The organism is Sporichthya brevicatena (genome assembly GCF_039525035.1).
In the GTDB taxonomy this organism is placed as follows: Bacteria; Actinomycetota; Actinomycetes; order Sporichthyales; family Sporichthyaceae; genus Sporichthya; species Sporichthya brevicatena.
The window spans coordinates 16,465-28,744 of the sequence record NZ_BAAAHE010000021.1; the positions used below are offsets into that span (position 1 = coordinate 16,465).

The window sequence follows — 12,280 nt, forward strand, 5'->3', positions numbered from 1 at the left end:
GATCTTTGACCGGCCAGACTCACTCAGGCGTCCGAATCCGGTTAGAGCGCCGGTCCCCCGTCGCCGTCACCGGTGGACGTTTCGCCCGGCTTGGGCGGTTGCGGCCCGGTCGCGGGACGCTCGGCGCCGTCCCCGGCCGGTGCGGCGTCGCCCGCCGGCGCGGGGGCAGCCGGCGCCGCGGCGGGAGCGTCGGTCCCGAGGACCGTCTCCAGACGGGCGCGGGTCAGGCGCTTGAACTTGCGGGTCGGGCGGCCGCGGTCGAGCACGGCGACCTCGAGCTGGTTCGCCTCGATCCGGCGCGGGCCGTCGGTGCCCGGGTTGCCCTCGCCCAGGGCGCGGACCGCGAGCCTGATGGCGTCGTCGACCCCGAGGCCCTCGGCATAGTTCTGCTCCAGGTAGGCCGCGATCGGCTCGGTCTGGCCACCCATGACCATCCAGCCGTGCTCGTCGGCGACGGAGCCGTCGTAGGTCAGGCGGTAGATCTGGTCGTCCGCGGCGGTGTCGCCGACCTCGGCCACGACGAGCTCGACCTCGAACGGCTTCTCACCGGCCGAGGAGAAGATCGTGCCGAGCGTCTGCGCGTAGGCGTTGGCCAGCCCGCGCGCGGTGACGTCCCGGCGGTCGTAGGAGTACCCGCGCAGGTCCGCGATGCGGACACCCATGATCCGCAGGTTCTCGAACTCGTTGTAGCGGCCGACCGCGGCGAACGCGATCTGGTCGTAGATCTCGCTGATCTTGTGCAGCGCGGGCGACCAGTTCTCGGCGACGAGCAGGATGCCGGCGTCGTACTGCAGGACCACGGCGGACCGCCCGCGGGCGATGCCCTTCCGGGCATAGTCCGCCTTGTCCTTCATGATCTGTTCGGGCGAGATGTAGAACGGCGTGGTCACCGCGGCGGGTCCTCTCGAAGTCGTGCGGGGGAAGGCCGGACTGGCAAGCGCTGCGCGGAGCTACGCGCCGGTGGGCGGGCTGGCGTTCGGCCCGTCCGGTTCGGTCAGCCGGCCCTCGACCACGGCCCGGACGATCGGGCCCATCTCGTCGTCGGGCAGGCGCCGGGCGCCGTCCTCGGTGATCACGTACACGACCGGCCAGATCGACCGGGTCAGGTCGGGGCCGCCGGTCGCGGAGTCGTCGTCGGCGGCGTCGTAGAGCGCCTGCACGAGGACCGTGACGACCTGCTCGGCGGTCATGCCCGGGCGGTGGAGCTTCTTGAGCGCACCGCGGGCGAACAGCGAACCGGAGCCGACCGAGTGGTAGTTGGTCTCCTCGTACCGGCCGCCGGTGACGTCGTAGCTGAAGATGCGGCCGCCGCCGACCTCGTGGTCGTAGCCGCAGAACATCGGGACGACCGCGAGGCCCTGCATCGCCAGACCCAGGTTCTGACGGATCATCTGCGAGAGGCGGTTCGCCTTGCCGTCGAGGCTGAGGGTCGTGCCCTCGATCTTCTCGTAGTGCTCGAGCTCGACCTGGAACAGCCGCGTCATCTCAAGACCGATGCCGGCGGTGCCGGCGATGCTCACGCAGCTGTACTCGTCGGCCGGGAAGACCTTCTCGATGTCGCGCTGGGCGATGATGTTGCCCATCGTGGCGCGCCGGTCGCCGGCCATCACGACACCGCCGGGGAACGTCGCCGCGACGATCGTCGTGCCGTGCGGGGCGTCGACCGTGGCACCGGCCGGGAGCGCGCGGCGGTGCGGCAGGAGGTCCGGCGCGTAGCTCGCGAGGAAGTCGGAGAACGAGGAGCTGCCGACGGCGCGGAACGCGGCGGGCAGGGGGCTGTTGCCGTCAGGGATCGAAGTCACGAGCCAAACCTATCCAGCGCGCCCGCGAAAAATGACGACGCACCGTCCGCGTCGAGCGAACGGTGCGTCGGGAACAGCTGCGGCGGGGTCTCCCCCGACGGCCTACTGGCCGCCCTTCTGGACGAACGAGCGGACGAACTCCTCGGCGTTCTCCTCGAGAACCTCGTCGATCTCGTCGAGCATCGACTCCACGTCGTCGGTGAGCTTCTCGTGGCGCTCCTGAACGTCCGAGGTCTCGGTGGTCTCGGTGACCTCTTCGGTCTGGTCGGACTTGCGGGCCTGCGCCTGCCCGCCGCCGGTGTCCTTGGTCGCCATGGGGCTCTCCCTTGCTCACAAATCCGGCTCGGGGCCGGTGGTTCCGACGATACGCGAGCGTGGCCCGACAGAGCGGTCAAACCCGCCGAGTGGCCGCATTTCTGCAGGTCAGCGCGCTGCCGCGTCAACCGCCGGCGAGCGTCCGGACGAGGTCCTCGGCCGTGGGGCAGCGGTCCAGCAGAGCCCCGACGTGGGCCTTGGTGCCGCGCAGGGGCTCCAGGGTCGGCACGCGCTGGAGGGAGTCGCGCCCCGGCAGGTCGAAGATGACCGAGTCCCAGGAGGCCGCCGCGATGGAGTCCGCGTACTGGTCGAGGCAGCGCCCTCGGAAGTACGCCCGGGTGTCCTCGGGCGGGTTGGTCATCGCCCAGGCGATCTTCGCGTCGGACACGATCCGCTCGAAGCGACCCTTCTGGGCCAGCTTGTTGTACAGGCCCTTCTCCGGCCGGACGTCGGAGTACTGCAGGTCGACCAGGTGCAGGCGCGGCGCGCTCCAGTCCAGACCGTCCCGCTCGCGGTAGCCGTCGAACAGCTCGAGCTTCGCGACCCAGTCCAGCTCGCGGGCGAGGCTGTTCCGGTCGGTCGTGAGCCGCGTGAGGACGGACTCCCAGCGGTTGAGGACGTCGACGGTCACGTCGTCGGCGTCGGCGCCGTAGCGGTCCTCGACGTACTTGCGCGCCTGCTCGCAGTACTCCATCTGCAACTGGACGGCGGTGAGCTTCCGCCCGTTCTGCAGGGTGATCAGGTGCGTGAGGGTCGGGTCGTGCGAGACCTGGTGCAGCGCCTGCACCGGACCGTCGACGGCGAGGTCGCCGGTGAGGAAGGAGTCCTCGATCATCGACAGCACGAGCGCGGTGGTGCCGAGCTTGAGGTACGTCGAGACCTCGGAGAGGTTCGCGTCGCCGATGATGACGTGCAGCCGGCGGTACTTCTCGGCGTCGGCGTGCGGCTCGTCGCGAGTATTGATGATCGGGCGCTTGAGCGTCGTCTCCAGGCCGACCTCGACCTCGAAGAAGTCGGCGCGCTGGGAGATCTGGAAGCCCTGGCCGCGGCCGTCCTGCCCGATGCCGACGCGGCCCGAGCCGGCGACGACCTGCCGGGACACGAAGAACGGCGTCAGGTGCCGCACGATCTCCGCGAACGGCGTCGCCCGCTGCATCAGGTAGTTCTCGTGGGTGCCGTAGGAGGCGCCCTTGTTGTCGGTGTTGTTCTTGTACAGGTTGATCGGCGGCGTCCCGGGCGTCCGGCCCGCCTGCTCCCCCGCGGCGGCCATGATGAGCTCGCCGGCCTTGTCCCAGGCCACCAGGTCGCGCGGGTTCGTGCACTCCGGGCTGGAGTACTCCGGGTGCGCGTGGTCGACGTAGAGCCGGGCCCCGTTGGTGAGGATGACGTTGGCGAGGCCGACGTCCTCGTCGGTCAGCTGGGAGGCGTCCGCGAGGTCGCGCGCGAGGTCGAAGCCCCGGGCGTCCCGCAGCGGGTTCTCCTCCTCGAAGTCCCACCGCGCCCGCCGTGCTCGGGAGGTCACCGCGGCGTAGGCGTTCACCACCTGCGACGACGTGAGCATCGCGTTCGCGGTCGGGTGCCCGGGCACCGAGACCCCGTACTCGGTCTCCAGGCCCATGACCCGCCACACGCTCATGTGCGCCAGCGTAGATGGCGCGAACCTCCCGTGGGCGTGGAGGCGCGCGATCGGGTTCTCCACAGCCCGCGTCGTCCACAGGAATCCGCTCGTCGTCAGCGGCCCGGCGCGCGATCCGGCAGCCTGCCGCCGTGCAGGTGGAGGACGCGCTACGCCGCTGCGATCTCGCCGCCCGGTGGTCGCAGTTGCAGGCGCTGGGCGTGACCCGCCACGCCCTTCGGATCGCCGTGGAGCAGGGGCGGGTGCTGTCGCCGTACCCCGGCACCTACGTCCTCCCCGGCGCCGATCCGGCCCACGTCGCCGCGGTCGGCCTGTGCGGCGTGGCATCGCACGCCTCCGCCGCTCGCCTCCACGGTCTCGACCTCTACGAACCGCCCCGGACGCCGGAGGTGACGGTGCGGCGCGGGTGCCGCCAACGCGCGGCCGGGGTGCGCGTCTACGCGGCCGAGCTCGCGCCCGAGGACATCGAGATCGGGCGGCGACTGACCACCGTGCGCCGGACGGTCCGCGACTGCGCCCGGACCTTCCCGGTCCTCCACGCGGTGGTGCTCCTCGACGGGGTTCTCCGGGCCGCGCTGCTGACCATGACCGACCTGCGCATCATGGCGGACACCGCCACCGGCCCCGGGAGCACGGCCCTGCGCCGGGCCGTGGGCTACGTCGACGCGATGTCGGGCTCGCGACTGGAGACGACGATGCGGCTCCTCCTCGAGTTGTTGCCGGTGACCTACGAGACCCAGGTCTGGATCGAGGGCGTCGGCCCGGTGGACTTCCTCGTCAACGGCTGGCTGGTGCTCGAGCTCGGGCCCCCTCGACACTGAAGCTGCACTTGGTTACGCCTGTGAAGCCTGAGTCGCCTCGAACGCCTCTGGTGTCACGAAGTGCAGCTTGAGTGTCGATCCCGCCCCGGTCACCAGGATTCCCGCGCCACCCGCAGGAAGTTCCCGGACAGGACGGCGGTGACGTCGGCCGGGGACCAGCCGCGAACGAGCAGGGCGGGGCCGAGGGTCAGGAACTCCTCCGGCGGCATCCAGCGGATCGTGCCCCAGCGGGTGTAGCTGGCGTCGAACAGCTCCGGGTTGGCCTCGACCTCGCGGAGGAAGTCGGCGGCGTCGAAGGAGAAGTCCGTGCTGACCCCGACGTGGTCGATGCCGACGAGCTCGACCGCCGCCTCGAGGTGGCGGATCATCGCCTCGACCGTCGGGGTGTTCGGCCCCAGGAAGATGCCGACGCCGGTGATGCCGACGACGCCGCCGGTCTCGGCGCAGGCGCGGGCCTGGTCGTCGGTGATGTTGCGCGGGTGGTCCCACACCGACTTCAGGCAGGAGTGGCTGTAGACCACCGGCTTGGTGGAGACCGCGCACATGTCCAGCCCGGTGCGGGCGCTGCAGTGCGAGCCGTCCGGCACCATGCCGGCGGCGTTCATCGCGCGGACCAGGTCGCGGCCCCACGCCGTCAGCCCGGTGTCGACCGCGTCCAGACAGCCGCAGCCCGCGGCGTTGGTGTGGTTGTAGCTCGGCAGCAGGGTGCGCACCCCGAGCTCGACGAACTCACGGACCGAGTCCAGGGAGCCGCCCAGCGGGCCGGAGTCCTCCAGGTCGAAGGCGACCGCGATCCGCCCCGCGGACACGGCGCGCTCCACCCCGGCGGGGTCCGTCGCCAGCTCCATCCGCGGGTCCGCCGCGACCTGGGCCCGGAACGAGGCGAGCAGGGCGAGGGAGTCCGCCTTCGACTGGGGCGTGTACCCCACGTTCACCGAGAGGTAGCCGGGCCGGTACCGCGTCAGCGGCGCGACGTCGGCGTCGGGATCGAGCGGCAGGCAGGTGTGCTGGTCCCACACCCAGCTCACCAGGGATCCGCCTCCAGCAGCGCCGCGAGCTTGCCCAGGGAGATGCGCCAGCCGAGCTCGTTCTCGGCCGGGGCGACCCCGGGCGGGAGGTTCTCGTGGACGCCCTCGACCTCGGTGCCGCCGTCCCGCTCGTGGAGCAGGTAGCGGATCGTCATCGGACCGGCCAGGGCCGGGTCGTCGGTCTCGAACTGCACGACCTGGACCACCGAGGACCCCGGGACCAGCTCGGCGAAGTGGCCGGCGAAGGAGTCGGTCGCGCCCTCGGTCTTGCCGAGGATCGCCGGGTTGTCGTGGGTCAACGAGATCTCGAACTCCCCGCCCTCGCGGGCGTCGAAGCGGTGGACCTCGCTCGTCATGCCGTCGGGCACCATCCAGTGCTGGACGGCCTCGGGGTCGAGGATCGCCGCGTAGACCGCCTCCGGCGGGGCGGCGACGAACCGGGTGACGCGGGTGGTGGTCATGCCGCCTCGGGGTGGAATCGGCGGGCGGGGGTGCCCGGGGAGTTGACGACGTCGCCCGGCTTCCAGTCCGGGTTCGCGACGCAGACCTCGGCCTCGAGCCCCTCCGGTCCGACGAAGAAGCAGGAGAACACGGGACCGAAGTCGGTGACGAAACCGTCGGAGGCGCCCCGGCCGATCAGGCGGTCCCGGATCGTCTCGAAGTCGGACATCGACGCGGCCCGCAGACCGAAGTGGTCCATGCGGCCGCGGGAGAACATCGGCAGCTGCTTGGCCGCCTCGTCGTTCCCGTCGAGCTGGAAGAGGTTGAACTCCGCGTCCGGGCCGACCTTGAGGAACGCCATGCGCATCCCCGCCGGCAGTTCCTGCCGACAGTCCAGGACCTCGGCGTCGAACACCTCCTGGAAGAAGGCGACGAAGCCGTCGAGGTCGGCGGTCAGCACCGCGACGTGGTCGAACCCGCTGGTCAGCATGGGGCGAGCCAACCAAAGCGAAGCGCCCCCGTCCACTCGGGACGGGGGCGCTCCGGACGTGCGGCTAGGGCTCTGCCGGACCGCGGGAGTTACAGGTACTGACCGGTGTTGGCGACCGTGTCGATCGCGCGGCCGGCCTCGGCACCCTGCTTGCCCGAGATGAGCGTGCGGATGTAGACGATCCGCTCGCCCTTCTTGCCCGAGATACGAGCCCAGTCGTCCGGGTTCGTGGTGTTGGGCAGGTCCTCGTTCTCCTTGAACTCGTCGACGCAGGCGGCCATCAGGTGGCTGATGCGGATACCGCGCTGGCCCTGGTCGAGCCAGTCCTTGATGGCCATCTTCTTCGCGCGGTTGACGATGTTCTCGATCATGGCGCCGGAGTTGAAGTCCTTGAAGTACAGGACCTCCTTGTCGCCATTGGCGTAGGTGACCTCGAGGAAGCGGTTCTCCTCGTTGTCGGCGTACATGCGCTCGACGGTCCGCTGGATCATCGAGTTCACGGTCGCCGCGCGGTTGCCACCGTGCTCGGCGAGGTCCTCCTCGTGGAGCGGCAGCTCCTCGACGATGTACTTCGCGAAGATGTCCTTCGCCGCCTCGGCGTCGGGGCGCTCGATCTTGATCTTCACGTCGAGTCGGCCCGGGCGCAGGATCGCGGGGTCGATCATGTCCTCGCGGTTCGAGGCGCCGATGACGACCACGTTCTCCAGGCCCTCGACACCGTCGATCTCCGAGAGCAGCTGCGGGACGATCGTGTTCTCGACGTCGGAGGAGACGCCGGAACCGCGGGTGCGGAACAGCGAGTCCATCTCGTCGAAGAACACGATGACCGGGGTGCCCTCGGACGCCTTCTCCCGCGCCCGCTGGAACACGAGGCGGATGTGGCGCTCGGTCTCACCGACGTACTTGTTGAGCAGCTCCGGGCCCTTGATGTTGAGGAAGTAGCTCTTCCCCTCGGCCTTGCCGGTGACCTGCGCGACCTTCTTCGCCAGCGAGTTGGCGACGGCCTTCGCGATCAGCGTCTTGCCGCAGCCGGGCGGGCCGTAGAGCAGGATGCCCTTCGGCGGACGCAGCTTGTGCTCGATGAACAGGTCGCGGTGCAGGTACGGCAGCTCGACCGCGTCGCGGATCATCTCGATCTGGTTGGCGAGGCCACCGATCGACGTGTAGTCGATGTCCGGCACCTCTTCGAGGACGAGCTCCTCGACCTCGGCCTTGGGGACGCGCTCGTAGACGTAGCCCGACCGCGGCTCGAGCAGCAGCGAGTCACCGACCCGGATGGGCTGGTTCCGCAGCGGCTCCGCGAGGTAGACGACACGCTCCTCGTCGGTGTGCCCGATCACGAGGGCGCGCTCGCCGTCCTCCATGATCTCCTTGAGCATCACGACGTCGCCGGTGCGCTCCCACTCCATGACGCGCACGACGTTCAGCGCCTCGTTCAGCATGACCTCGCGGCCCGGCTGGAGGCTGTCGACGTCGATCTCCGGGCTGATCGCCACGCGGAGCTTGCGCCCGCCGGTGAAGACGTCGACGGTCCCGTCCTCGCCGGCACCCAGGAAGACGCCGTAGCCCGACGGCGGCTGGGCCAGCCGGTCGACCTCCTCCTTCAGCGCGACGATCTGCTCGCGCGCCTCCCGGAGCGTCGCGACCAGGCGCTCGTTCTGCGCGCTGGTCCCGGAGAGCTGCGTCTGGAGCTCGACGATGCGGTCCTCGAGCTGGCGGGAGTGCCGAGGCGCCTCGGTGAGGCGCCGGCGAAGCACCGCCACCTCCTGTTCCAGGAATGCAACCTGGCTGAGCAGGTCGGCGTCACCGCGCGCGCTGCGATCGTCCGATTCGGTCACGATCCTCACCTCCCGAGGTGGCTGGAAGTTGACATTACAACCCGTAGTCGTGCCGGGTGCGACGAAGCGCCGTCACTGACCGAACGTCCAGCTACGGCTCCCCCGTTCGGCCTATCGGCCGGGGGCTACGGAAGTGGAGGTCGGAAAGGTCCTTCGCGCTCCACAGATACATCGCTCTCGTCCCCGTATGCACCCTTTGCCGGTCGCCGACGGCGTGTCGGGGCCGGCACTCCGGGGGCCATCCGGCGTGTCGTGACGAGGAAACCCGTGTGGCCGATCATCCGGTGGTCCGGCCGGACGGCCAGGCCCTCCACGTGCCAGGTGCGCACGAGGGTCTCCCAGGCGGTGGGCTCGGTGAAGGCCTTGGTGGCGCGCAGGTCCTCGACCAGGCGCGAGAGCTGCGTCGTCGTCGCGACGTAGCAGCAGAACACCCCGCCGGGCACGAGTCGCTCCGCGACGACCTCGATGCACTCCCAGGGGGCGAGCATGTCGAGCACGACGCGGTCGACCTCGGCGTCGGCCGGGTTCGCCCGGACCGACTCGACCAGGTCCCCCACCGTGAGCTCCCACGCCGGGTGCGGACCGCCGAAGAAGCGCTCGACGTTCTTGCGGGCGATCTTGGCGAAGTCCTCGCGGCGTTCGTAGGACGAGACCCGCCCCTCGGTCCCGACGGCACGCAGCAACGAGCAACTCAGGGCGCCGGAGCCGGCGCCGGCCTCGAGCACGCGCGCGCCCGGGAAGATGTCCGCCATCCCGACGATCTGGGCGGCGTCCTTCGGGTACACGACGGTCGCGCCGCGGGGCATCGAGAGCACGAAGTCGCTGAGCAGGGGACGCAGGGCCAGGTAGTCCTGCCCGCCGCTGGTCCGCACCACGGTGCCCTCGGGGGCGCCGATCAGCTCGTCGTGGGCGAAGTTCCCCTTGTGCGAGTGGTAGGTCTTCCCCGCCTGGAGCGTGAAGGTGCTGTGCCGGCCCTTCGGGTCGGTCAGCTGGACGAGGTCACCCTCCTCGAAGGGCCCCCGGTGCGCGTTCATGGGGCGGAACCCTAGGGGTCAGCCCGGCAGCACCGAGAGCAGGGCCTGGGTGAAGTCGGTCCGCAGCCCCTTCTCCACGTAGGCGGCCGCGCCGGCCGCGAGGACCCGCTCCTCGACCTCGTGCGCGGCAAAACCCGAGATCACGACCACCTTGGCGGTCGGCGCGGCGGCGCGGACCTCGCCGATCGTGGTGAACCCGTCCGAGCCGGGCATCGACAGGTCGAGCACGACGAGGTCCGGGCTGAGCTCCGCGGCGAGCTTCACCGCGGACTCCGCGTCCCCGGCCTCCCCGACGACGCTCAGCGCGCCCCGGGCGTGCAGCTGCTCGCGGAGCAGCCGACGCACGACGGCGTTGTCGTCGACGAGCAGCACCCTCGGCACACCCGGACGATCGGTCCCGGACCCGGTGATCTTTACCTCCCGATCCTCGCGGCTCACGCCGGCCGGCTCACGCCTCGACCGCACGACGGACGTCGGCGGTGGCGAGGACGCCGACGACCGAACCGTCCGCCTCGACGACCAGGTACTCGGTCGCCGGGGTGGCGTCGAGGTAGCGGATCAAGGATTCCCCGGTGAGGTCGGCCGACACCCGCAGGCCCGGCTCCAGGCGCCGGGCCAGCGTCTCGACGGCCACCCAGGGCCGGCGCTGCTCGGGCGTCGCGGCGACCGCCGCCTCGTTCACCAGGCCCACCGGCCGGCCCGTGCCGTCGACGACGACCAGACCGGTCGCGCCGAAGGCCCCGGCCCGGCGCAGGGCCTCGGCCAGCGGCAGGCCCGTCTCGACCGGCAGGGCGCGGCGCGCCAGGGTGCGGGCGCCGATGCTGGGCAGCTTCTCCCGGATCTGGGCGCCGCGCAGCGAGGCGGTCGCCCCGAACCAGATGAAGCCCCCGAGCAGGCCGCCCCAGACCACCGAGATGACGTCGGGGTCCCGACCGGCGACGACGTCGAGCCCGATCGGGATGAAGAAGACGACGACGGCCAGGACGCGGCCGATGTGGCCCGCCGAGATCGTGGCCCGGTTCGCGTGCCCGGAGGCCCCCCACAGGGCCGAGCGGAGCATGATGCCGCCGTCGAGCGGAAGCCCGGGGAGCAGGTTGAACAGACCGACGGCGATGTTGGCGTACATCAGGGCGTCGAGCAGTTCGAGGACGATCCGCATCCGGACCGAGTCGTCGGGGTTGCTCGCCGCGGTGGCCCCGCTGAGCCCGCCGGGGTCGCCGCCGAGGGCCTGGATCGCCCCCCAGGCCAGGACACCGAGGACGAGCGAGAGCGCGGGGCCGGCCCCGGCGATCGCAAACTCGCGCTTCGGTGAGTTCGACTCGCGGCTCATCTCGGTCACCCCGCCGAGGAGCTGGAGGGTGATCCGGGTGACCGGCACCCCGAACCGCATCGCGGTGAAGGCGTGCCCGAGCTCGTGGATCAGAACCGAGGCGTAGAGCAGCACCGCGTAGGTGAAGGAGACGCCGTACTTGCCGCCCTCGATCTCCGGGATGTGGTACCCGACCGTCGGGGCGAACATCAGCGTGATCAGGAGGGCGATGATCGCCCAGGACGGCGCGACGTAGACCGGCACCCCACGGATGCGGCCGACGAGCCAGCCGGACGGACGATCCGGCACCTGCTCGGTCACGGGCCTCCCGGTCTCGTGTGTCAGGGATCGCCGTACCCGAACGACCTCCTGACCCGATGTTATGCGGAGTGTTACTTGAGTTGCCTAAGGTGAAGTGGATCAAGACTTCGAGCAGGGGACGGACAGATTTCATGACCGCGGGGCCCGCCAGCTTCCCGACGCCTGACCAGCCTCCCGGTCCGCCCACGGTGCCCACGGCGCCGCCCGGCGTGGCCGCGTACGCCGTCGGCCTGACCAAGCGCTACGGAACCGGCGACACCGCCGTGACGGCGCTGGACAACGTGGACGTGCAGTTCGCGCAGGGGCAGTTCACGGCGATCATGGGCCCGTCGGGCTCCGGCAAGTCGACGTTGATGCACTGCATGGCCGGCCTGGACGCGGCCACCTCCGGCGCGGTGTTCATCGGCGACATCCAGCTCAACGCCCTCGACGACCGCCGGCTGACCCGGCTCCGTCGTGACCGGATCGGCTTCATCTTCCAGGCCTACAACCTGGTGCCGACCCTGACGGCCCTGGAGAACATCACCCTGCCCTCGGACATCGCCGGCCACCCGATCGACGAGCAGTGGCTGTCGGCGGTCGTCGACACCCTCGGCCTGCGCGACCGGCTCAAGCACCGCCCGACCGAGCTCTCCGGCGGTCAGCAGCAGCGCGTCGCGTGCGCCCGGGCCCTCGCCGGCCGGCCGGCGATCATCTTCGCCGACGAGCCCACCGGCAACCTCGACTCCCGGACCGGGGCCGAGGTCCTCTCGTTCCTGCGGGAGTCGGTCCGCCGGACCGGCCAGACGATCGCGATGGTCACCCACGACCCGAGCGCGGCCGCCTACGCCGACCGGGTCCTGTTCCTCGCCGACGGCCGGATCGTCGACGAGATGGTCAACCCGAACGCCGAGGCCGTCCTGGAGCGGATGAAGGCCTTCGAGGCCGACATCCCCCACCCCGAGGTCGTCTGGGCCGACCCGGCCCCGGCTCCCGTCCCGGTCGGCGTCGACCCGACGGCGGTCCCCGGGCCGGCGCCGGTCCCGGCTCCCCCGGCTCCCCCGACTCCCCCGACTCCCCCCTCGACGGCTCCCGTGATCCCGCCGCCCCCAATCGCTCCCCCGGGCACCCCGATCGCCCCCGCGGCGCCTGCTCCGGCGACTGCTCCGGCGGTCCCGCCGACGCCCCCGCCCGCCCCGGCTCCCGCGGCTCCCGGGTCCTCGAACGGCCCGGTCGGGGCCGCGAGCGCGGCGGCTCGGACCGCCG

The 12,280-nt window shown here is 71.1% G+C and carries 12 protein-coding genes and 1 pseudogene; 2 read left to right on the forward strand and 11 right to left on the reverse strand.

Annotated elements, in window-relative coordinates; genetic code table 11:
- Positions 1–41: 41 nt before the first annotated feature.
- The 4 genes from prcA to dop form a co-directional block, all read right to left on the reverse strand.
- Entirely contained in the window at positions 42–890 is an 849-nt protein-coding gene (prcA, locus tag ABD401_RS13620; RefSeq protein WP_344605573.1) for a proteasome subunit alpha, read from the reverse strand.
- A gap of 60 nt (positions 891–950) precedes the next feature.
- Entirely contained in the window at positions 951–1,802 is an 852-nt protein-coding gene (gene prcB, locus ABD401_RS13625) for a proteasome subunit beta (protein ID WP_344605575.1), read from the reverse strand.
- A 102-nt stretch (positions 1,803–1,904) separates the two neighbouring features.
- Positions 1,905–2,117, reverse strand: coding sequence for a ubiquitin-like protein Pup (locus ABD401_RS13630; protein WP_344605577.1), 213 nt, complete (start codon positions 2,115–2,117; stop codon positions 1,905–1,907).
- Between the two features lie 124 nt (positions 2,118–2,241).
- Positions 2,242–3,753, reverse strand: coding sequence for a depupylase/deamidase Dop (gene dop, locus ABD401_RS13635; RefSeq protein ID WP_344605579.1), 1,512 nt, complete (start codon positions 3,751–3,753; stop codon positions 2,242–2,244).
- A gap of 131 nt (positions 3,754–3,884) precedes the next feature.
- Here dop and ABD401_RS13640 point away from each other — a divergent pair, with 131 nt between their 5' ends.
- The gene (locus ABD401_RS13640) at positions 3,885–4,574 is read left to right on the forward strand and encodes a hypothetical protein (protein ID WP_344605581.1); all 690 of its coding nucleotides are present in this window, start codon (positions 3,885–3,887) and stop codon (positions 4,572–4,574) included.
- 89 nt (positions 4,575–4,663) lie between these two features.
- Here the strand turns inward: ABD401_RS13640 and ABD401_RS13645 are convergent, their stop codons facing one another.
- The 7 genes from ABD401_RS13645 to ABD401_RS13675 all read right to left on the reverse strand — a co-directional run bounded on the left by ABD401_RS13645 (position 4,664) and on the right by ABD401_RS13675 (position 11,035).
- Positions 4,664–5,605, reverse strand: a complete 942-nt coding sequence (locus tag ABD401_RS13645; protein WP_344605780.1) for a dipeptidase — start codon at positions 5,603–5,605, stop codon at positions 4,664–4,666.
- A complete protein-coding gene (locus ABD401_RS13650) occupies positions 5,599–6,063 on the reverse strand; it encodes an SRPBCC family protein (RefSeq protein WP_344605583.1) in 465 nt (154 codons plus the stop codon). The genes ABD401_RS13645 and ABD401_RS13650 overlap by 7 nt, the downstream gene beginning before the upstream one ends.
- Positions 6,060–6,533: a VOC family protein gene (locus ABD401_RS13655; RefSeq protein ID WP_344605585.1), complete on the reverse strand. Its 474-nt coding sequence runs from the start codon at positions 6,531–6,533 to the stop codon at positions 6,060–6,062. Before ABD401_RS13655 ends, ABD401_RS13650 begins: the two co-directional genes overlap by 4 nt.
- An 89-nt stretch (positions 6,534–6,622) precedes the next feature.
- Complete coding sequence (gene arc, locus ABD401_RS13660) at positions 6,623–8,380, reverse strand: proteasome ATPase (protein ID WP_425566144.1); 1,758 nt, start codon at positions 8,378–8,380, stop codon at positions 6,623–6,625.
- Between the two features lie 116 nt (positions 8,381–8,496).
- Positions 8,497–9,405 (reverse strand): tRNA (adenine-N1)-methyltransferase, encoded by a 909-nt coding sequence (locus ABD401_RS13665; RefSeq protein ID WP_344605589.1) that lies wholly within the window; start codon positions 9,403–9,405, stop codon positions 8,497–8,499.
- Positions 9,406–9,423: 18 nt separating this feature from the next.
- Positions 9,424–9,786: a response regulator transcription factor gene (locus tag ABD401_RS13670; RefSeq protein WP_344605591.1), complete on the reverse strand. Its 363-nt coding sequence runs from the start codon at positions 9,784–9,786 to the stop codon at positions 9,424–9,426.
- 67 nt (positions 9,787–9,853) lie between these two features.
- Positions 9,854–11,035 (reverse strand): M50 family metallopeptidase, encoded by a 1,182-nt coding sequence (locus tag ABD401_RS13675; protein ID WP_344605593.1) that lies wholly within the window; start codon positions 11,033–11,035, stop codon positions 9,854–9,856.
- Between the two features lie 131 nt (positions 11,036–11,166).
- Here ABD401_RS13675 and ABD401_RS13680 point away from each other — a divergent pair.
- Positions 11,167–11,958: pseudogene (locus ABD401_RS13680) on the forward strand (ABC transporter ATP-binding protein); the annotation flags it as partial.
- Positions 11,959–12,280 lie beyond the last annotated feature (322 nt).